Annotated in this window: 18 protein-coding genes; 5 read left to right on the forward strand and 13 right to left on the reverse strand. The window is 62.1% G+C overall.

From position 1 onward, the window contains the following. Positions 1–4 precede the first annotated feature (4 nt). From H1204_RS34640 to H1204_RS34660, 5 genes are all read left to right on the forward strand, one after another. On the forward strand, positions 5–367 hold the full coding sequence (locus tag H1204_RS34640) for a hypothetical protein (RefSeq protein WP_180734997.1): 363 nt from the start codon (positions 5–7) through the stop codon (positions 365–367). Between the two features lie 92 nt (positions 368–459). Continuing rightward, entirely contained in the window at positions 460–1,755 is a 1,296-nt protein-coding gene (locus H1204_RS34645) for a TolC family protein (RefSeq protein WP_180734998.1), read from the forward strand. Positions 1,756–1,765: 10 nt separating this feature from the next. Beyond that, a complete protein-coding gene (locus H1204_RS34650) occupies positions 1,766–3,298 on the forward strand; it encodes an efflux RND transporter periplasmic adaptor subunit (RefSeq protein ID WP_180734999.1) in 1,533 nt (510 codons plus the stop codon). Further along, positions 3,295–6,504 carry an efflux RND transporter permease subunit gene (locus tag H1204_RS34655; protein ID WP_180735000.1) on the forward strand — a complete coding sequence of 1,070 codons (3,210 nt, stop codon included), beginning with the start codon at positions 3,295–3,297 and terminating at the stop codon, positions 6,502–6,504. Before H1204_RS34650 ends, H1204_RS34655 begins: the two co-directional genes overlap by 4 nt. Beyond that, a complete protein-coding gene (locus H1204_RS34660; RefSeq protein ID WP_180735001.1) occupies positions 6,501–6,839 on the forward strand; it encodes a copper-binding protein in 339 nt (112 codons plus the stop codon). Before H1204_RS34655 ends, H1204_RS34660 begins: the two co-directional genes overlap by 4 nt. A gap of 823 nt (positions 6,840–7,662) precedes the next feature. On the opposite strand, the gene H1204_RS34665 is transcribed toward H1204_RS34660, so the two are convergent. From H1204_RS34665 to H1204_RS34725, 13 genes are all read right to left on the reverse strand, one after another. Then, positions 7,663–8,286 carry a VOC family protein gene (locus H1204_RS34665; RefSeq protein WP_180735002.1) on the reverse strand — a complete coding sequence of 208 codons (624 nt, stop codon included), beginning with the start codon at positions 8,284–8,286 and terminating at the stop codon, positions 7,663–7,665. A 397-nt stretch (positions 8,287–8,683) separates the two neighbouring features. Further along, on the reverse strand, positions 8,684–9,907 hold the full coding sequence (locus tag H1204_RS34670; protein ID WP_180735003.1) for a Xaa-Pro peptidase family protein: 1,224 nt from the start codon (positions 9,905–9,907) through the stop codon (positions 8,684–8,686). Positions 9,908–9,927: 20 nt separating this feature from the next. Beyond that, positions 9,928–11,067: a hybrid-cluster NAD(P)-dependent oxidoreductase gene (locus tag H1204_RS34675; protein WP_180735004.1), complete on the reverse strand. Its 1,140-nt coding sequence runs from the start codon at positions 11,065–11,067 to the stop codon at positions 9,928–9,930. 14 nt (positions 11,068–11,081) lie between these two features. Then, complete coding sequence (locus H1204_RS34680) at positions 11,082–12,338, reverse strand: aromatic ring-hydroxylating dioxygenase subunit alpha (protein ID WP_180735005.1); 1,257 nt, start codon at positions 12,336–12,338, stop codon at positions 11,082–11,084. Positions 12,339–12,456: 118 nt separating this feature from the next. Continuing rightward, a complete protein-coding gene (locus H1204_RS34685) occupies positions 12,457–13,383 on the reverse strand; it encodes a LysR substrate-binding domain-containing protein (RefSeq protein ID WP_180735006.1) in 927 nt (308 codons plus the stop codon). Between the two features lie 7 nt (positions 13,384–13,390). Continuing rightward, a complete protein-coding gene (locus tag H1204_RS34690) occupies positions 13,391–14,539 on the reverse strand; it encodes a branched-chain amino acid ABC transporter substrate-binding protein (RefSeq protein WP_180735007.1) in 1,149 nt (382 codons plus the stop codon). A 58-nt stretch (positions 14,540–14,597) separates the two neighbouring features. Continuing rightward, positions 14,598–15,008 carry a cupin domain-containing protein gene (locus tag H1204_RS34695; protein ID WP_180735008.1) on the reverse strand — a complete coding sequence of 137 codons (411 nt, stop codon included), beginning with the start codon at positions 15,006–15,008 and terminating at the stop codon, positions 14,598–14,600. Positions 15,009–15,053: 45 nt separating this feature from the next. Continuing rightward, complete coding sequence (locus H1204_RS34700) at positions 15,054–16,088, reverse strand: GlxA family transcriptional regulator (protein ID WP_180735009.1); 1,035 nt, start codon at positions 16,086–16,088, stop codon at positions 15,054–15,056. A 37-nt stretch (positions 16,089–16,125) separates the two neighbouring features. Next, positions 16,126–17,127, reverse strand: coding sequence for a LysR substrate-binding domain-containing protein (locus H1204_RS34705; protein ID WP_042306643.1), 1,002 nt, complete (start codon positions 17,125–17,127; stop codon positions 16,126–16,128). Between the two features lie 217 nt (positions 17,128–17,344). Then, positions 17,345–18,115: a pyrroline-5-carboxylate reductase gene (locus tag H1204_RS34710; protein WP_180735010.1), complete on the reverse strand. Its 771-nt coding sequence runs from the start codon at positions 18,113–18,115 to the stop codon at positions 17,345–17,347. A 67-nt stretch (positions 18,116–18,182) separates the two neighbouring features. Then, complete coding sequence (locus tag H1204_RS34715) at positions 18,183–19,676, reverse strand: aldehyde dehydrogenase (RefSeq protein WP_180735011.1); 1,494 nt, start codon at positions 19,674–19,676, stop codon at positions 18,183–18,185. Between the two features lie 17 nt (positions 19,677–19,693). Further along, the gene (locus H1204_RS34720) at positions 19,694–21,025 is read right to left on the reverse strand and encodes an FAD-binding oxidoreductase (protein ID WP_180735012.1); all 1,332 of its coding nucleotides are present in this window, start codon (positions 21,023–21,025) and stop codon (positions 19,694–19,696) included. Between the two features lie 5 nt (positions 21,026–21,030). After that, positions 21,031–21,918 (reverse strand): dihydrodipicolinate synthase family protein, encoded by an 888-nt coding sequence (locus H1204_RS34725; RefSeq protein ID WP_180735013.1) that lies wholly within the window; start codon positions 21,916–21,918, stop codon positions 21,031–21,033. Positions 21,919–21,943: the final 25 nt, after the last annotated feature.

Below are 21,943 nucleotides of genomic sequence, written 5' to 3' on the forward strand. Positions count from 1 at the left end.
AGCCATGAAATTTCTCCGGACATTGCTCCTTCTGCTGCTTTGCGCTGTGCTGCCCATCAGTGGGCTGGCAGCGAGCGGCTTGACGGGTGAATGTCCAATGCAGATGAGCATGAGTTCCGACGAAGGCAGTGCGATGGTGTCGGACATGCCCGGCTGCGAGATGATACAATCGTCTCAGCCAGGAAAAGCCAAAGGGTTCTTCTGCAAGGCAACCGCGCAATGCCAGCTTGGCAGCCTGTATCACCCGGCCTCGCGCGTCGAAGTCACCCGCCCTGCGGGACCGTCCAGCCCCGTCGTTTTCCACTACGCGCAGTCGCTCATCGTCCGTGAACCGGGCGGTCTCTGGCGACCTCCTCGCACCATCTAATCCCTTGCTGACAGGTTCGCCGCATTAGCGGCGATGTCGTCCTGCGTCCAGGACGTGGATTCCCTATGGGAATCCGCCGTTGGGGTTAGACCATGCCTTTGACCATTGGCACGCCGTCATGCCGGCGTGCGCCACTGCGCGCGCGTTCACTTTTTGCCGCGCTGATTCTCACGAGCGTCGCTGCGTACGCTCAGGAAACACCCGTCACGCTCGATGCGGCGCTTCAGGCCGCTACGGACCACTCCGCCGCGATGGGGGCCGCACAGGCCTCCGTGCGCGCCAGTTCGGAAGCGGCCGTCCGGGCCGGTCAGTTGCCCGACCCGACGCTCAAGGCCGGTGTCGACAATCTGCCGGTGACCGGGCAGCAGAAATACACAATCGGCCAGGACTTCATGACGATGCGCCGTATCGGCATCGAGCAGGAATGGGTGTCGGGTGACAAGCGCCGGCTCCGGTCCGAACTGGCGAACGATCTGGTGGACCGCGAACGGGCTGGCTACCTTGGCCAACTTGCGAATACCCGCCAGCAAACGGCCATAGCGTGGCTCAGCGCGGTCTACGCGAAGAAGGGCGTTTCGCTGCAACGGCAGCTCGTCGACCATATGACCCACGAACTGGATGCGACGAAAGCGTCTTATCGTGGAGCAAAAGCGACCGCCGCCGATGTAACCCAGGCCCAGGCGATGCTCGCGCAGACGCAGGACCAGTTGCTCAAGGCACAGCAGACATTGCAGACCGCGCTCATCGGCCTGTCCCGCTGGACGGCAACGCCCGTTCCCGACGTGACGGGCGAACCGCCGGCGCCGCAGTCCTATGTGTCATCGCTGCCGCCGGAAGAACTCCGTGAGGTGCAGCCAGTGCTCGTCGCGGCCTCGCGGGACATCGCGGTCGCCGATGCCGATACCGCCGTCGCGAACAGCAACCGTAGCCCCAACTGGACGTGGGAGGTCGCCTACCAGCAACGGGGTGGCGCGTATTCGAACATGGTGTCGGTTGGCGTCAGCATTCCGCTGCCCATCAATCGCAAGAATCGCCAGGACCGGGATGCTAGCGAGAAGGCGGAACTCGCCACCCGCGCGCGGCTGATGTACGAAGACGCCCAACGTCAGGTGGAAGCGGACATCCGCGCACAGTCCGCCACCCTCGCTAGCGGCCGCGAACGCATTGCCAGTCTGTCCAACTCCCTGCTTCCGGCTGCCGGCCAGCGCGTGCAACTTGCGGCTGCCGCGTACCGGGCAGGCACCGGCTCGCTCGCCGATACCTTTGCTGCCCGGCGTGCGCAACTCGAGGCGGAACTTCAGGTGCTGGACCTGCAGCGCGAGGTGTCGCAAACCTGGGCACAGCTCGAATACCAGGTCGTGCCGGCGTCGATGTCCGTGAGTCAGTAAGGAGAACAACATGCAAAAGAAACAACTGACACGCGTGGCCCTGATGGCGTTTGCCGCGGCGGCCCTGCTCGGTGCCGGCTATGTCGCGGGCACGCATCGTCCGGCATCAGATGGAGCGGGTGCTGTTGCCACCACCACCACGCGCGGCGACAAGGTCGACCCGAAGACAGGTCGCAAGGTGCTGTATTGGCACGACCCGATGGTCCCGGCCCAGCACTTCGACAAGCCGGGCAAGTCTCCCTTCATGGAGATGCAACTGGAACCCGTCTACGCGGACGAAGGAGGCGGCTCGACGGGCATCCGCATCGACCCGGGCCTCCAGCAGAATCTGGGCATCCGCTACGCGACCGCTCGCCGCCAGGAGACGTCGGAGGGTTTCGACGCCGTCGGCACCACCCAGTTCGACGAGTCCCAGGCGGACGTCGTGCAGTCACGCGTCACGGGATACATCGACCATTTGTACGCCAGTGCGCCTATGCAGCGAATACGCAAGGGAGCGCCGATAGCGTCCCTGTTCGTGCCCGACTGGCTCGCCCCGCAGGAAGAATATCTGTCGCTCAGGCGCGGCGGCATGGACATGAGCCTGCTGGAAGCGTCGCGCGCGCGCATGCGTGCGCTGTCGATTCCGGACGGCGTCGTCGCCGCCCTCGACCGGACTGGAAAGGTTCAGACACATGTCGTTCTGTCGTCGCCAGAAACCGGCGTGGTGAGCGAACTGAACGTGCGAGACGGCGCACAGGTGACGCCTGGCCAGACGCTTGCCAAGGTCGCCGGTCTCTCGAAGCTGTGGCTCATCGTTGAAATTCCGGAGTCACTTGCGTTGAGCGTTCAACCCGGCATGAGCGTCGATGCCACGTTTTCCGGCGACCCTGCGCAACACTTCAACGGACAGATCCGCGAAATCCTACCGGGCATTAGCGCCAGCAGCCGCACGCTGCAGGCACGCCTCGAAATCGACAATACCGCGCTGAAGCTCACGCCCGGCATGTTGATGCGCGTGCGCGTCGGCGGACAGAAGAGCGTCTCGCGTCTGCTCGTTCCGTCCGAGGCAGTCATCACGACGGGCAAGCGTTCTGTCGTCATCGCGAGAAACAAGGATGGCCGCCTGCAGCCCGTTGCGGTCACGGTTGGCAACGACGTCGGCAGCGAAACCGAGGTGCTGAGCGGATTGAGCGACGGCGAACAGGTCGTCGCCTCCGGCCAGTTCCTGATTGATTCGGAAGCCAGCCTGAAATCGGTCCTGCCACGGCTGGAAGGCGGCGCGGGGGTGAGTCCGGGCGTTTCAGCGCCGGCATCCGCTTCGGCGGCGGCGCAAACGTACGAGACTACCGGCAAGGTCGAAAAGGTCACGCCGCAAGACATCACATTTTCGCATCAGCCAGTTCCGGCTCTGAACTGGCCGGCAATGACGATGTCTTTCAGCAAGCCGGCACCCACTGCATTTCCGGATGTCAAGGCAGGCCAGACGGTGCATTTCGTCTTCAGCCAGTCCGGTGATGGTTACCAGTTGGAGAAGGTCGAACCCGCCGGAGGTGCCCAATGATTGCGCGCCTCATTCGCTGGTCCATTCACAACCGGTTCCTGGTTCTGCTCGCGACGGTGCTCGTGACGGCGTGGGGCACCTATTCGGTGACCCAGACGCCGCTCGATGCGCTGCCCGACCTGTCCGATACGCAGGTCATCATCAAGGCCTCGTACCCGGGCAAGGCGCCGCAGGTCATCGAGGATCAGGTGACCTACCCGCTCACCACGACATTGCTCGGCGTGCCCGGTGCAAAAGCCATCCGCGCCTATTCGGCGTTCGGCGATGCGTTCGTCTACGTGCTGTTCGACGACAAGACGGACCAGTATTGGGCACGCTCGCGCGTGCTCGAGTATCTGAACCAGGTGCAAAGCCGTTTGCCGCCGGGGGCAACCGTTTCGCTTGGCCCGGATGCAACCGGCGTGGGCTGGGTGTACGAGTATGCCCTCGTCGACCGGACCGCGAGGCATGACCTCGGGCAACTGCGCGCGCTGAACGACTGGTTCCTGAAGTTCGAACTGAAGTCGGTGCCGGACGTGTCCGAAGTGGCGTCGATAGGCGGCATGGTGCGCCAGTACCAGGTGGTGCTCGATCCTGACAAGCTGCGCGCATACGGCATCACGCAAACGATGGTGGCCGACTCGCTGCGCAAGGCCAACCAGGAATCAGGTGGCTCCGTCGTCGAACTCGCCGAGTCCGAATATGTGGTGCGCTCTTCAGGCTACCTTCATTCACTGGATGACTTCCGCCACGTCGTGCTGCGCACCAACGATGCGGGGACGCCCGTGCTGCTCGGCGACGTGGCGCGCATCCAGATTGGACCCGAGACGCGCCGTGGCATCGCCGAACTGAATGGGCAGGGCGAGGTCGCGGGCGGCGTCATCGTCATGCGTTCGGGCAAGAACGCGTTGACGACCATCGAGGCGGTGAAAGCAAAGCTCGCTGACCTGAAGCGTTCGCTGCCGCCTGGCGTCGAGGTTGTCACGACTTACGACCGCTCGCAACTCATCGACCGCGCGGTGGACAACCTCAAGGACAAGCTCATCGAGGAGTTCATTGTCGTCGCGCTGGTCTGCGCGGTCTTCCTGTTTCATCTGCGCAGCGCGTTCGTGGCCATCCTGTCGCTGCCACTCGGTGTGCTGGCCGCGTTCATCGTCATGCGCTATCAGGGCATCAATGCGAACCTGATGTCGCTTGGCGGCATTGCGATTGCTATTGGCGCGATGATCGACGCGGCCATTGTGATGATAGAGAACGCGCACAAACACCTGGAGGCGTTCGAGCACGCGCATCCGGACACGTCGATAACCGCCGCGCAGCGCTGGGAACTGATTGCGACATCCGCTGCCGAGGTCGGGCCCGCGCTGTTCTTCTCGCTGCTCATCATCACGCTGTCCTTTATTCCCGTGTTTTCGCTGGAAGGACAGGAAGGCAAGCTCGTCTCGCCGCTGGCGTACACGAAGACGTACACGATTGCGGCCGCAGCCGGCCTCTCCGTGACGCTCGTGCCTGTGCTGATGGGCTATCTCATACGAGGCCGCATTCCGCATGAAAATGCCAACCCCATCAACCGCGTACTGATTCGACTGTACAGACCGCTGCTCGAGGCAACGCTTCGACGCCCATGGCTTGCGATCGGTGTCGCCGTGGTCGCACTGGCTGCGACCATCGTGCCGGTTTCACGTCTTGGCGGAGAGTTCCTGCCGCCACTCGACGAAGGCGACCTGCTGTACATGCCGACCGCGCTGCCAAGCATTTCGACCGAGAAAGCGAGTGAACTGCTGCAGCAGACCGACCGGCTCATCAAGACCGTGCCGGAGGTGGCGACCGTGTTCGGCAAATCGGGACGCGCCGACACCGCCACGGACCCTGCGCCGGGTCTCGAGATGTTCGAAACGACGATTCAGTTCAAGCCCCGTAGCGAGTGGCGCCCCGGCATGACGCCGGAGAAGCTGGTCGATGAACTGGACCGGACGGTGAAGGTGCCGGGTCTGTCGAATGTATGGGTTCCGCCTATCCGCAACCGGATCGACATGCTGTCGACGGGCATCAAGACGCCTGTCGGCGTCAAGATTTCGGGCCCCGACCTGACGCAGATCGACCGCGTCGCGGCGCAGGTCGAAGCGGCGGTGAAGAATGTGCCGGGCGTGACTTCTGCGCTCGCCGAGCGGCTGAATGGCGGCCGGTACATCGACGTCGATATCGACCGGCTTGCGGCTGCGCGGTATGGCCTTTCGGTGGCGGACATCCAGTCGGTCGTCTCGTCGGCGGTGGGTGGAGAAAACGTCGGCGAGGTGATTGACGGCCGTGAGCGCTTTCCCATCAACATCCGCTATCCGCGCGAAGTCCGGGACTCGCTTGAGAAGTTGCGGCAACTGCCCGTTGTCACGGACCGGGGCGCGCAGATCCAGCTCGGCGATGTGGCGCATATCGCCATTGCCGACGGCCCGCCGTCGATTCGCAGTGAGAATGCGCGGCTTTCCGGCTTTGTCTATGTCGACATTCGCGATACGGATCTGCAGTCGGCCGTGAAGGCGATGCAACGCGCCGTCGCGGAAAAGGTTGTGTTGCCGCCGGGGTATTCGATTGCGTGGTCGGGTCAGTTCGAGTACCTGGAGCGCGCGGCGGCGAAGTTGCGCACGGTCATTCCGGTGACGCTCGTCGTCATCTTCGTGCTGCTGTTCCTGACTTTCAACTCGGCGGCCGATGCGTTGCTGTTGATGTCGACGGTGCCGTTTGCGCTGGTCGGCGGGTTTTGGCTTATCTGGGTGCTGGGGCATGCGGTATCGGTTGCCACGTCGGTCGGCTTCATTGCTCTCGCGGGCGTCGCGGCCGAATTCGGTGTCGTGATGCTGCTGTACCTGAAAGGCGCGCTTAACCGCCGGCTGGAAGATGGCGAACCGTTCACTGAAGCTTTGCTACTCGATGCGATTCGCGAAGGCGCGGTGCTACGTGTCCGGCCCAAAGCGATGACGGTCGCGGTGGTGCTTGCGGGTCTCATCCCCATCATGATTGGACATGGTGCCGGGTCGGAGGTGATGCAGCGCATTGCTGCGCCGATGGTGGGCGGCATGGTCACTGCACCGCTGCTGTCGATGTTCGTTATTCCCGCAGCCTGGTATCTGTTGCAGCGCCGTCGCGCGAGACATGTGAGTCATGAGCGGTTCCCCGAAGTAGTCCCTTCTGGCACGAGCGTGCCTTGTACCGAAACTGGAGAAATTCGATGAAAAAACTGATTGTTGCGTCTGCTGTGCTTGCAGCTGTCTTGGTTGCTCCGGCCTTTGCCGGTGACGATATGGCTGGCATGAATATGTCCGCGCCGTCCGCCTCGACAAAGGCCGCACTCACCGATGCGGAGGTCAAGAAGGTGGATGCGGAGACTGGCATGGTGACGCTGAAGCACGGTGCGCTGGAAAACGTCGGCATGCCGGCGATGACGATGGCATTCAAGGCCAAGGACGCTGCGATGGTCAAGCAGGTGCACGAGGGCGATAAGGTCAAGGTTCGGATCGAAAGCGTCAATGGTATGTTGACCATCGTGAAGATGGAGAAGCGGTCTTGAGCCGGTGAGCGCCGGTCCTGGCGCGATACGCTTGCAGTACTTGCCTGCGAGTTGAGTGCTGGAATTCGTGATGCGGTGGTTGCTGCGCAAGCGGTTTGGTTTGGTTTGGTTTGGTTTGCTTGTGTTTGCGCTGGCATCCGCGGTTTGTTAGCTTGCTGCACGCGTCGCCCCTGTGCGGGGCGGCACCTACTTTTCTTTGCCGCCGCAAAGAAAAGTAGGCAAAAGAAAGCGGCTAACACCGCCAACATTTCTTCTTGCCTGAGGGCCCCCAACCGGTCTTACGCCTCACACGGCAACGTCCTTGTTAGCGCGTGTTGCCAACGCGCTGAATGACCGCCTCACCCACTTCAAACACCCGCACAAGGGCTCGCGACAGCGAATGGTTTGCGCCGCCCAGGTGGCAAACTGTGTGTAGGTTGTCGCGGCGTATAGCCTGGTGCTCTTACAGGGTGGAACGCCTGCGCTATCGGACCGAAGTGAGGCGTGTGCAGTGCTACGGCCTACACACAGTTTGCCACCTGGGCGGCAGTGGATTATCTGGCGCGGCATGTGGTGACGCGGGCGCGTGGAGCGGGTGATGCGTCAAATCAGAGCGTTGGCAACAAGCATGAATAACGTGATTGCCGTGTGAAGCGTAGGAACCTTTGGGGGCCCTCAGGCAGGAACTAGAACTGGCGGTGTTAGCCGCTTTCTTTTGCCTACTTTTCTTTGCGGCGGCAAAGAAAAGTAGGTGCCGCCCCGCACAGGGGCGACGCTTGACGCACGCTGACGAATCGCGGATGCCAGCCCAAGAGCAAAAGACCCAAACGCTGCGCAGCACCTCCTACCCGACCTGCTCCCGGACCATGAACTCGGCATACCAGTCAGCCCAGTTCTCATCATGCTGACCGGTCTTTTTCTCATGTTCGCCATGCGCGGCGGCAGCACGGCGAAGCGCACCCGCAAGTTCCTTCGACGAACCGAATGTCGTGTCGCCCGCCTCCACCCGGCCGGGGAGTCGCGTCGTCACTTCCTGGAAAACCCAGCCATTTCCGTCGGGGTCGCTGAACGAAGCGAACGAACCATAGGTCGCGCGCGACGGATGCGGGCCGCCCAAACGCCCTTCTTCACCAGCGTGATGGAATACGCCGCCGATGTCGTGAAAAACCTCGCTCACCTCGACGCCCCGCTCCACGAGTTCCGCGCGCGCCGCCTCCACGTCCGACACGATGAGGTGAAGTCCCTGCACAGAACCGGGCTCTTCCGTCGTCACGCCGTTGCCAAACAGGATCGAACAATGCGAGCCTGGCGGCGTGAAATGCACGACCCGAAACTGATCGCCTTTCGCGAGATCGACGTCGAGCCTCCAACCCAACTGCGTGTAAAACTGCTTCGCGCGGTCGACGTCCGCCACGGGAATGACAACGACTTCCAGTTTCATGTCGACCGTTCTCTGTCCATTGCTCATGTCCGGCTCCTCACGATTGGCCAACCCAAGGGGCAAATGCAAACAGGCACGCTACAGCGGGAAACAGACGGTCGGATCGAGTGGACGGGATAGCGGTCGCGTGCTGGCTCAGGGCTGCGGCGGCTTGTGCCCCTGATTAGCGAGCAGCGCCAGCACCGATTGACCGACCGAATCTTCGTACAAGCGCGATCGCCACGGATCGCTGCGCCTCACGCAACGCGTGGAAAGATATCCGGATTCGTCAAGAGAATTTCCGGGGAAACCGTCCGCTATTAAGCAACACATTCATGCTTCCGCAGCTTAAACATATCGTCATTCGCGCAATCGTGCAGACAAGCGCCTTCCCGCCTCTCGCCGCCGCAACCCTCCTTCCATCGAAAGCCGGGTCGCAACGAGTCTACAGCCAGTCCGTCTCAAAGCCGCATGATGTGAGTGGCTCGCAACCGTGATCCGTGAGCACGACTTGCTGTTCGAGTTTCACGCCCTCGCTGCCGCCATCCGCGCCGATATAACTCTCGACGCAGAGCGTCATGCCTGCTTCGAACTGGCCGTCGTAGCCACCGCTTTCCCAATCGACCTGATGCGCAATGGACGGATATTCGTCCACCATGCCAATACCATGCGCAATGCAGCTATATCGGTTCTTCAGATACGCATCTGGAATTTTCCATGCTTTCTCCGAGAACTCGCGGAATGTCATCCCCGCACGCAGCAGACCCATGTTGAAATGAACCTGCGAATAGGCTGTTTCATAGAGCCTGCGCTGCTCGTCTGTCGGTCGAGTATGGCCGACTGTCCACGTCCGGGAGATATCCGCGCAGTAGCCATTCGGCCCGACCATGTCGGTGTCGAAGGCCAGCAATTCCCCATGCTGCAGAACGCGCGCAGAACATTCCTGCATCCACGGATTGGTCCGGTCGCCCGAAGACAGAAGGCGCGTTTCAATCCACTCGCCTCCGTGGCGGATATTTTCGTAGTGAAGATGCGCCCAAAGATCCTGCTCGGTGATGCCCGGCCGAAGCTCGCGATGCATGCGCTCGATGCCCTTCTCGCACGCACGTATCGACTCGCGCATCAGCACCCGTTCATCCGGCGACTTGATGCTTCGCGCCAGCTCCATCATCGCCTGCCCGTCCAGCAGCGTCACGCCGCTTTCGGCAAGGCAAGCCGCACCGAATGGATCGAGCCGATCGACCGCAAGACGCGATTCGTTCGGCGCATGTGTGCTCAACACATCGACGATTTCCGCACTCCATGTCTTCGCGCGGCGCTCGGCGTCGTGCCCGGCGTTGAAGAACGTCCAACTGATCGCATGACGCAACTCGACGTTCAGGTTCAGCCCTTTCCACACATGCTCACAGCTATGAAACTCCCAACCGATGACGCGGCCATCAGCGAATACCATCACATACCGCGACGGGTTGCGTCCCGTCCATATCTGCATGTTCGACGTATCCGTGGCGTAGCGGATATTCACCGGATCATAGAGCAATATGGCGGGACAGTTGGCCTTTCTCAGCTGCTCCTGCACGCGCGCCAGGCGGTACGCCCTGACATCGTGCAGCGTGCTATCCCTTCTCGTCGAATCGACAGCCGCGTCGATGACCTCGCATTCAGCCATGCGCTCGCTCCAAACGTGTGTCAAAGCTCCAGCACCAGATCGGACGTCGGACGGCTGCAACATAGAAGCCTGAAGCCCTTGACGACTTCACGGTCACGAATCCCGCCGTTGTGTTGCATATCGACCGAACCTTCAAGGAGCTTCGTCTTGCAGGTTCCGCATACGCCCTGGCTGCACGACGATGGAATCGGCACGCCCGCCTTTTTCGCTGCGGCGAGCACCGTTTCCGTCGCGGTCATCGTGAACGACCTCGCCGAGCGTGACAGCCTGACGGTGTACGTTTCCTGACTCACAGCGCTCTCGGACGAACGCGGCGCCGGCACCTGCACGACGATATCGGCCGCGATGTCGAAACTTTCCTGGTGGTAGCGCGCCGGATCGTGATCGCCTTCGCGAAGAATCTCTCTCACCGCGCCCATATAGCCTGCCGGTCCGCAAGTGAATACCTCGCGTTCCGCATAGTCGGGAATCCACTTTGCAAGAAGCGCGAGACTGAGCCTGCCTGTCTCTCCCGTCCAGTCGGTCTCATCGCCGACACCTTCGCATACGAAGAACAGCCGAAGACGCGGCGACAGCTTCGCGAGCCTGCGCAACTCGTTGCGAAAGACGATATCGGCGGGCGTTCTCGCGCTGTGCACGAACGCGATATCGCGGTCGAGGCCAAGGTCGATGCTGGCGCGCGTCATCGACATCAACGGCGTTACGCCCGAACCCGCCGACAGATACAGCGACTTCGTCACGCCAGTACCCGTCGGCGTGAAGGTGCCCGACGGCCCGTACGCCTGCAACTGATTTCCCGGCCTCATGTTGTCGTGAAGCCAGTTGGACATGACGCCGCCCGGCACCCGCTTGACCGTGATGGACAGCAGCCAGGGACGCGTCGGCGGCGACGAGATTGTGTAGCACCGCTCGACGGATTGCCCCTTCACATTCGCCGACACCGTCAGGAATTGCCCCGGCTCGAAGCGCACGGGCAAGCCATCGCCCGCGCGGAACTCGAAACTTTTCACATCATGCGTTTCGTCCACCACGCGGCAGCACGTCAGCACTCGCCGCTCGTTGCTCGGCCAGAGCCTGCCGCCGGACTCCCACGTGCTGGCATCAGTGAACCGGTCCGCTGCATCGGGCGCCGGGTCGAATACCCTTTCGACAGAATTCATCACTGTGACCTTGCTCAGATGCCGTGCGCGCTCAAACGCGCTGCATACCAGCGCGAGAACTGGTCCACGTAGGTTTCGGTGAACGGCGAGAACATGCCCGGCGTGTAGGCCGGGTCCTGCGTGCCTTCATGCGTGATTTCGACGAGGTGTTTGTCTTGCGTGTTGGTCGCGATCCACACTTCCGTGAGGTCCGACACCTTGTAATCGACGCCTTCCACTGCATCGGCATGGACGAGCCATTTCGACCGCACCAGCGTCTTGTCCGGCGCCAGCGGAATGATGTAGCTGATCACCGCATGGTCGCTCATCACATGGGTCCACGAGTTGTGCGTCCAGAGGTGCATATCGCCGAGGTCGCGGCGCTGCAGATTGCCTAACAGCCGGGTGCTCGCCACTTTGGTGCTGAGCGTTTGCGATTCGCCGTTGCCCGCAATGACCAGTTGCTGCGTTCTGAACTGCGTGACGGCGTCCTCGTCGAGCCGCTCGACGGCGGCACTGATAAAACCGTCGCGCTCCCAGCTTGCCTGACATGCCGCATTGCGCGACCTGTATTCGTCCAGCGCGCGCAGCGATTCTTCGTTCAGATTGTCCGGGCAAAAGCCGAAATCTTCGGGAAGAAACGAAGCCGTCAGTTCGGGATGCGTGGCCGCACAGTGATAACACTCGCGGTTGTTTTCCATCACGAGTTTCCAGTTACCTTCTTCGATGATCTCCTGCTCGAAAGCAATCTTCGTATTCCGCAGGTCATACGGCGCGAAACGCGGCACCATGGTTTCTTCGAGTTTCGCGATGTCTTCGGGCGGTTCCGCGGCGAGGCACACGAAGATATGCGTACCGACGATTTTCGTATGCACCGGGATCAGGCTGCGGCAAGTGGCATCGAAGTCCTTGCCCATGTGCGAGGCGTGGCGCAGGCTGCCATCGAGGTCATAGGTCCACTGGTGGTAAGGACAGACCAGCATGCCCACCGTCGACTTTCCCGCCTCCTTCAGACGCGCGCCGCGATGGCGGCAGACGTTCCGGTAGGTGCGGACGTTTTCATCGTCATCCCGCACGATCATGATCGACGCCTTGCCGATATCGACGACGGAAACGTCGCCCGGTTCGGGAACATCCGCCGTCACGCCGACGAGAATCCAGTGCTTGTGAAAGAAGACCTCGACGTCCGTCTCGAACACGTCCTGACGGCCGAACAACTCGCCGGGCATGCCGTGACCGGACTGACGGCTGCGGATCAATTCGCCATGAGTTTTGAATGACACTTCGGACATCGTCTTCTCCAACGTTCAGGGGATGTGGGAACGTCGAACGTTCCCGCGATGAACCCAGTATTGGATTGACGAAAAAGAGCGTCAATGCGCTTTATTTTCGGTCTGGCATTACTTTGGATTATGCGAGCGAATCCTGCCGCAGCCAGTCGATCAGGCCGTCCGTGGCGGCCGTGATGGTGCGCCCATGCGGCACGACGATGAAGTATGCGTCGCTCGACTTGAGCGACGCGACGGGCAGCCTCACCAGTTCGCCGGCTTCGACGAGATCGTGAACGAGCCTTCCCCACCCAAGCGCGATGCCTTCGCCATAACGCGCGGCCTGGATTGCGTCAGTGTACAGGCTGCAGCGCAGCGCGAAGTTCAGACGCAGCGGCTGCAGGCCCACGGCGTTGAACCACGCTTCCCATCCCATCCAGCCTTCCGACGTCGAATCCGATTCGATCAGAGCCGCGTTCGCGACGTCCTGCAGCGTTTGCGGCATGCCGCGCGACTCCACCCACTTCGGCGAGCACACGGGAAAGACTTCCTCGTCGAACAGCAAGGTTGCCGTGCCGTCGCTCCATCGTCCGTTGCCGAAGCGCACTGCGACGTCGATCTCGTTGTGCCGCAGGTCTGCCGTGAACATCTGCGTGGAAAGGCGTAGCTGAAGATTCGGCTGCGCTTTCTTCAGCGAGGCGAGACGCGGCAACAGGCGAAAGTGCGAGAACGCCGACGTCGCCGCGAGCACCAGTTCCTGTTGCACCGGGCCGCTGGAAAGCCGGTCGAACACGCCGGCAATTTTCTGCATCGACTCGGCGACCACGAGATACAGCGCCTCGCCTTCTTCGGTAAGCGCGATCGAACGATGCAGGCGGTGGAAGAGCCGCACGCCGAGCGTGTCTTCGAGGAATTTGACCTGTCGGCTGACGGCCGCCTGCGTGACGCCGAGTTCGTTCGCCGCAACAGTGAAGCTGCTCAGACGCGCGACCGATTCGAACTCGACGAGGGCCGTCATCGACGGAATGAGGCGCCGGTATCCTTTGGTCCCTGCAACAGCCGTTTTCATTCTGAACTCATTCGGCACTTATGGTCGTCACAGCCACCCATTTCCCGTTCTTCACCTGATACAGCGTCGACGTCGGATGCTTGAGGTCGCCGTACGCATCGAACTCGATCTTCCCGGTGATTCCGTCGTACTGCGTGGTGCGCAACGTTGGCATGAACACCTCGGGCTTTGCCGAGTTTGCCTGTTTCATCGCGTTGATCGCCACCCATGCGCAGTCATAGGCGAATGGCGCATAAGTCAGTGTGTCCGCGCCAAAGCGCTTCTTGAATTTTTCCGCGAACGCCTTGCCTTGCGGCAGCGACTCGACAGGCCGCCCGTACTCCCACGCCATCGCGCCTTCGGCCGCACTGCCCGCGACACTGAGGAAGATGCTGTCGGCAATGCCGCCGCTGCCGACGAACTGCGCGCGCATGCCAAGCTGTCTCATGCGCTTGGTCAGCAACGCGGCCTGATTGTCGAGCCCAGCGAAGTACAGCAGATCGGCATTGGCCGACTTGATGTTCGTGAGTTGCGCGTTGAATTCGACGGCTTTCTCCTGCGTGTATTCCGACGCGACAATCTGGCCGCCCGCCGCCGTGACGGCCTTCTTGAATTCGTCTGCTGCGCCCTGGCCGAATGCCGTGCGGTCGTCCATCACGGCGATCCGTTGCGCTTTGGTGACGGTGACCGCGTACTTGCCTGCATTGCCGGAGTTTTGCGCATCGGTGGCGATGATGCGGAACACGTTCTTCAGGCCTTGTCGCGTGATCGCGGGATTGGTCGCGGCGGGGTCGATCAACGGGATGCCCGCCTTGGCGAAGATCGGCGATGAGGGTAGTGCGACACCCGAGTTGTAGTAACCGACCACGGCCACCACGCCGTCGTCGACCAGTTTCTGCGCCACCTGCACGCCAACGCGCGGGTCGCCCTGGTCATCCACGGAGTCCATCTCGAAGCGCACGTCCTGTCCGCCCAGCTTGATGTGCTGCGCGTTGGCTTCTTCGATGGCAAGCCGGACACCGTTTTCGATGTCCTTCCCGTTGGCTGCTCCGACGCCCGTCAACGGCGCCGACACGCCAATCTTGACGACCTGCTGTGCAGCGCATGGGTGACTTGCAAGCGTCATCGTGATGGCAGCCAGCGAGGCGAGAAGAAATCTTCTTGAAGTATTGACCATCGGTTCACCTCCGATTGCGGACACATGAAGCGCAAGACCCACTGAGCTAGCTTCGTGCTCAGCCTTGCGCGCGAGAAACGATCGTCGAGCCGGTATGGGCGACCACCAGCACCGTGCAGCCCCCTTCCGACGATGTGCTATGCCGCGAACCCGCCGCGTAGCACACCGTCTGTCCGGGAAGAAAATCGGTGCCGTCGTCGTCCGTGAACACACCGTCGAGAATCATGAGCAGCTCGGTTGAATCGTGCTGATGCTCGAAAGAGCGCGCGCCCGGTTGCAAACGCATCCAGTAACTGCTCCACGCGCCGCGTTCGTCTTCGGCAACGGGAATCCAGAAGAAACCAGGCAGCACCGTGTCGCCGATCTTCATCGCGCGCCAGTCGCGCTCGTCGATCGAATACCAACGGCGCGCGTCTTTCACGTTCAGGCCGAAGAGAACCAGTTCATCACGCAGTTGCGCGGTCGTCATGTCGTGTCGTTCCTTTTGCCGGGTTGTACGTGCTCACTGCACCTGTCAGCTTGCGGCCAACGCGGGTGAGTGGCTTTGCGGCCTCGCCACGCGATACGCGTTTGGCGATTCGCCGAATTCTTTCCGGAACTCGCGGCCAAGATGCGAAGCGTCGGAAAAGCCACACGACGCGGCGATATCGGCAACCGTGCGGTCCGAACTCGTCAGCAGCCACGACGCCATGCGTATGCGAATCTGCCGTCCATACGCATGCGGCGACTTGCCCGTTTCGCTTGCGAACAGCCGCTCCAGTTGCCTGACCGACATGTCCAGCCGTCGGGCCAGTTCCGCGAGACTCAACGGCTGCCCGATATGCTGCTCCATCAACAGGATCGCGCGCCGCACCTTCGGATGCGTTGCCGGTTCGAGCCCCGGCGGATGCGGCTGCGGCGCGTTGCCCTTCTGCGCATCGTCGACCAGCATGATGCGCAACGCCTTCTGTACGATCGTCGCCTCGACATGCCGCAGCAGGATCGCGGCCGCGACATCGATCGATGCGCGCCCGCCCGAACAGGTAATACGCCGCCCATCGATCACGAACAACCGGTCCGCAACCAGATTGCGCTCGTCGACGCCCGGAAAGCGTTCGACGAAATCCCAGTAGTGGAACCAGCTCACGCAGAGGCGATAGCCGTCCATCACTTCGGCTCGCATCAGCGCGAACACGCCTGTGCAGATGCCGACCAATGTCGCGGATGTTTTCGCGGCGTCCTGAATGAACTGCAGCGTGGCCTTGCTGGCGGACGGCCCCGAATGCAACAGGCCGCCGACGACCACGACGTAATCGAACGCGCCTGCTTCATCGAACGTGATCCACGGCGCGACCTGGATGCCGCAACTCGCCCTGACGGGCACGAGCGATTCTCCGACGATGGTCCACGAACAGCGCACGGGCCGGCTCATGTCGCCTTCATCGCTTGCCAGCCTCAGCAGGTCGACGAAACCCGAAAACGCCGTCAACGTGAAATTCGGCAACAGCACGATCCCGAAGCGCAAGGGTCGGGACGTTCTGCTTTCGGCGTGAAGGGTGTCGCTCAACATGGCACTGCCTGCGTCGACGGGACGGATATCGGTCAATCTATTTCGCTGCTTCGGTTTCGACGCTTCGCCATTCGCGCATCATCGCGCCGACTTCTTCGCCGAGCCATTCGCGGAACTGCACGTATTCGGGCCGCAGCTTCGCGTTCTTGTGCGTGATCACATAGTGATGACGGTCATGGAATTCGAGCGCGTCCTGCACCGGACGCAACAGACGGCCCTGCTCGACCTGACGATGCACGAGATGATGCCAGCCGAGCAGCGTGCCCTCGCCCGCCTCGGCCTGCGCCACCAGCAGCCGGTAGTCGTTGCTCTCCAGATGCTCGTTGTCGACCAGCCGGTCCGAACCGTCGCCTTGCTGGAACCAGTTGCGCCACACGCGCCAGTCGACATGCTCGCAAACCTGCGCGCGTCCCAGCAGCGACAGATTCAATGTGGGATGCGACAGCAGATCCAGTGGCTTCAACGATCTGCCGTGAAAATGCCGTTCATGAAACGACGGGCTGCACACGGGATACACCACGTCGTGAAAGAGTGGCTCGATTTCGTATTCCGGCTCGCGCGGCGGGTTCTTCGTAATGATGACGTCGGGCTCCATGAGGTCGTCCAGCTCCATGAAGTGCTCGGTGACCATCACGTGCAAACGGATATCCGGAAAGCGCTTGCGAAACGACGGCAGCCTGAACGACAGCCACAGCGCCGAGAAGGTGTGCGAGACGCAGACCGTCAGCGCATGCCGGTCGGTGCGGCGCACGGCTTCGGCCGCTTCGGCGATATTCATGATCGACAGATAGGACGCGTTGTACAGAATGCGCCCGGCATCCGTCAGCGCGATATGTCTGCCCGTCCGCTCGAACAGGGCCACCTCCAGCGAGTCCTCCAGTTCCTTGATCTGCCGACTGATGGCGGCTTGCGTGACGCACAGCACTTCGGCGGCTTGCGTGAAGCTCTCGTATCGGGCGGCCGTGACGAAGCATCTCAGCGCCCGCAGAGAAGGCATCTGCGCGAGCAGCCGGTCGGCGAACAACTGTTTCTTTTGCATGGCTTTCACCTGTGAAGCGGATGCGCAATGCGGCGACGGCGCGTCGAGCGGACAGCTCCCGCAGAAAAATAGTGTGCGATTCTTCCTTGCAACTGGCAATGGCGGGCAACCCGAGGATGCAGCCGCATCCGCTGCGCCCGCGCCGCCGTCCCGTATTCGCCTGCATCTGACGATTATCCGCTGCCGCCGCGCTCGCCGCGCATTCGCGCGCCGGCCGCTAAGCGCGGCCCCTGATACGCCGCAGCACGCCGTCGAGCGCTTCGCCGTAGCAAGCGTAGGCCCCACGCCGGGAAAGCTCGGTGTGTAGCTGTTCGTTGATGCCGCCCGGTGTCATGCAATGCATGACCATGGCTGAAAACGGTTGCGCCGTCCGGGTCGTGTCGTGGGCAAGTCCGACACAATAGCCGGACAAAAATGCCCGCGCGTCGACGTAGTCGATGCCCTGCTTCGCCAGCCACGACGCCTGGGTTTCGAGCACGGCGTAGAAGCTCGCCATCGTCGCTGTCGCGGCGGAGAGCGCATCGAACTTCTCTTCGCCATCGACTTCGACGGCTTCACCGAGCGCCGCAAAGATCGCTTTGGCGACTTCGTCGGCGGGGCAGATCGCGGTGCTGCCCTTGCCCTCGGCGACGGCTGGCAGCGGCACGGCGCGCGCGATCTTGCCGCTCGTGCGGACAAGGCCGCGCAACTGATCGAGAGAAATGCCCGCCATGAAGCTGATGACGTGGTGACGCGAACCGAATTCGAGTTCGCCCAGCACCTCGGCCGCGATTTGCGGCACAACCGCAAGACAGACGACATCCGAGTCATCCAGCACTTGCTGGTTGCTTTCGCAGACTTGGATACGCCCGTCGAGCGCGGCAAGTTCCGCCGCCGTTCGCGCGTTACGCGGCGACAGCGATATCCGCTCGAACGGCACGCCGAATCTGAGCATGCCTGTCACGACCGCTTGTGTGATCGTGCCCGTTCCGATGAATCCAGCTCGCATTTGGCCTCGCGTGAGTGTGATGCGGACCCAGCCTGCATGGCTGGGTTATCCGTTGTGTCGAACCGTCTTAGTCGAGCTTCAGCCAGGTGGTCTTCAACTCGCAGTACTGGTCGTGCGCATAGACGGATTTGTCGCGGCCACCGAAGCCCGATTGCTTGAACCCGCCGAACGGCGTGGACAGATCGCCCTCGCCGAAGCAGTTCACCGTCACCGTGCCCGCGCGAATCCGAGCCGCGATCTTGTGCGAGTGGTTTACGTTGTCGGTCCACAGCGAGGCGGCGAGGCCGTAGCAGGTGTCGTTGGCAATCTGCACGGCTTCGTCGATATCCGCATATTCGATGAAGCACACCACCGGGCCGAACACTTCTTCCCGCGCGATGCTCATTTGCGGCGTCACGTTGTCGAAGATCGTCGGCTCGACGAACCAGCCGCCCGAGTCGGTACGCGTGGCCTTGCCGCCGCATACGACGCGCGCACCTTCCGCCTTCGCTTTTTCAATGTGACTGAGCACCTTTTCGTAATGCTTCTGCTCGATCAGCGAACCGAGCTTGACGTCGGGGTCGAGCGGGTCGCCCGTTTTCCATCCTTCCAGAACCGCTTGCATTTTCTCCAGCAATCTCGCCTTCAGCGACGACGGAACCAGAATACGCGAGCCTGCGCTGCAGTTCTCGCCCATATTCCAGAACGCGGCGGCGACGGCTTGCTCCGCGACGGCATCGAGATTCGCGACATCGGGCAGCACGACCTGCGGGTTCTTGCCGCCGCATTCGAGCACGACGCGCTTCAGGTTCGTATCCGCCGAGTAGTGCAGAAACCGCTTGCCCGTTTCCGTCGAACCGGTGAACGCCACCAGATCGACGTCCGCGTGACGGCCCAATGCCTGGCCCGCGCTTTCGCCGAGGCCGGTCACGACGCTCAAGACGCCTGCGGGCACGCCCGCTTCCAGCGCGAGATCGGCGATGCGCAGCGTGGACAGCGATGTCTGCTCGGCGGGCTTCACGATCACGCTATTGCCGACCGACAGCGCCGGACCGATTTTCCATGCGAGCATGAGCGCCGGGAAATTCCACGGCAGCACCGCGCCCACGACGCCAATCGGCTCGCGCGTAATCATGCTGACGACGCTCGCGCCCGATGGCGACAGCGCGTCGTATCGCTTGTCCGTGACTTCCGCGTGCCAGCGGATGCACGCCGCCGACTCGGGAATGTCCAGTCCCATGCATTCGCTGATCGGCTTGCCTGCCTCCAGCGCTTCGAGCAGCGCCAGTTCTTCCGCGTTATCGTCGATCAGTTGCGCGAGCCGCAGCAGCACCGCTTTACGTTGCGCGGGCGCGGCCTTCGACCACACGCCGGATTCGAATGCCTCTCGTGCCGCTGCGACCGCGCGGTCGATATCTTTCGCATCGCACTTTGCGATGTCGGCCAGCACTTTACCCGTCGAAGGATTGAGCGTCGCAAACGTCTCATTCGATGCCGCATTTGCGCGTTGCCCCGCGATCAAGGCTCTGCCGTCAAGCGACAAGGCTTCCGCTTTCTGCTTCCATTCCTGATACGTCGTCATGTCCTGTCCTCACAGATTTAAAGCTCGGCCCCCGCCGAAAATTCCTTGACCCAGATCGCCGCCGACACCGCGACGTCCGCAATGGGACGCACGGGCAGCGAACGCGGATGCGGCTGATTCAGAAGCTGACGGACGAGATCGCTGGACTGGCCGAGCGCGTATTCGGCGATCAGCTTGCCTGACGCCGATCCTCTGCTTAAGCCCAGGCCATTGCATCCAACCGCTTCGAACACGCCATCGGCCCTGCGCCCGAACAATGCGCCGTTGTTCGCCGACAGGCACAACGGGCCACCCCATGTGTATTCGAGTTCGACGTCCTTCAACATCGGAAAGCGCCGGTCGAATGAGCGTTGATGCAGGCTCTTCGCTTTCGCCAGATCGGCTGGCGATACTTCGAGGTTCGGCCGGAACGCAAAGTGATTGCGAACGCAGATGCGGTCCGTGATCAGACGGCGTACGGTCGAGCCCATCGGATCGGCGGGAATCAGCGCCCATGAGCGCGTGCCGCCGAGCCGCTTTACTTCTTCCGGGTTCATCACGCGTGTCATCGACGCGAACGTGTACACGGGCAGCAGGCCGTTCGGATGTCCGCCGAACGTGGCCGCATAGGCATTGGTGCAGAGAATCACGCGCTTCGCGACAATCTTGCCGCCCGCGAAGGTCAACACCTTCGAAAGCCCTTGATCGTCTATCCGCTTTACCGCACTGAGCTCGAACACCTGCACGTTCGCGGGCAAGCTCGCGGCGAGGCCGCGCATCAGCGCCGCGGGCTGCACCGTGCTGCATCCCGGCGTAAAAAGCGCGCCCTCGTAGAAGTCCGTGCCCGTGACCTTTGCGATGGCCGCCTGGTCGAGCCACTCGAATGCTTCGTCGATGCGTTCCAGGCCTTCGGCGAAATGCGCCAGCGCCGCATGTCCCTTCCGGTTCACCGAAGCATGAAATTTCCCGTCGTCGCGCCAGTCGCACTCGATGCTGTGCGCCTTCACGATCGAGCGCACATAGTCGATGCCGTGACGCTGGAAGCGGACGTCTGCCTTGTCCGCTTCCACGCTGCGCGAATAGCTCTCGCTGCTGATGTCGTGCGGCAAATCGACGAAGAAGCCGGAATTGCGCCCGGCCGTCGTGCGCCCGATACGATCCGCCTCGACCAGCGCAATCGACGCATCCGGCGCAAGCTCGGCCAGGCGCCGGGCCGCGCACAAGCCCGTAATGCCGCCGCCGACCACGACCCAGTCGTAGCGGCACTCAGACGACACCGCGACCGCGGGTGCAGCCGGCGGCAGGCTTTCCCACCATCCGTTCACACCGTCGGGGGCGGGAAACCGCGCGAATTCCAGTTTCGAGGTCATGCACGTTACTGAGCGTTAGGCAACATCGGGCGTACGAGCTTGGCGAAGCCGCTGCGTTCGTTTTCATCAAGCGTGCCGAGCGGCGCGCGTGCGGCACCGACAGGCATGCCCGCCAGCTCGCAGCCGTATCGAACGTATTGAATGAACTTGCCGCTGCGTTCGAGCAGTTCCAGCACGGGCAGCAATTGCGCCATCAGCTTGCGGCCGGTTGTGAAGTCGCCTTGCTTCACGCAGGCATCGAAGAGCGCCGTATGTGCTTCCGGCAGGAAGTTGGACGCGCCGCCCACCCAGCTCTTTGCGCCCCAGACGAAGAATTCGAGCGCCTGGTCGTCCATCCCGCAGCTCAGCACCAGCCGCTCCTTGAAGTGCGTGGCGAGATGATGCAGATGCGAGATATCGCCCGTGCTCTCCTTCATCGCGATGAAGTTGGGCCGTTCGAGCAGCTTCGACAGTACGTCGTCGCTGATGTCCGTGCCCGTGCGCGCCGGAAAGTTGTACAGCATGACGGGCATATCGAGGCTGTCGTCCACCTTCAGCAGGTGGGTCAGCAGTTCGTCCTGGGTCGGCTGCGCGTAGTACGGCGCGGCAAGCAGCAGCGCATTCAGGCCCGCGCGCTTCGCTTCCTGGCCGAGACGGATCACTTCTTTCGTGGTCGTGGCGTTGATGCCCGCCGTCAGCCAGGTCTTGCCACCCGCCGCTTCGGCGACGGTGTTGAACGTCTCCACGCGTTCGTCGAAACTCAACGCGTAGTATTCGCCCGTCGTTCCGCCGACGCCGAGGCCCGCGACACGGCCCGCGAGATTCGCGGCGTGCTTGCCGAGCAACGTGTGATCGATTTCGCCATCCGCCTTGAACGGGGTGACGAGCGGTGTATGTACGCCCTCGAAGCTCATTTCGATTCTCTCTTGAGTAGTTGAT

This window comes from Paraburkholderia sp. PGU19, assembly GCF_013426915.1.
Lineage (GTDB): Bacteria > Pseudomonadota > Gammaproteobacteria > Burkholderiales > Burkholderiaceae > Paraburkholderia.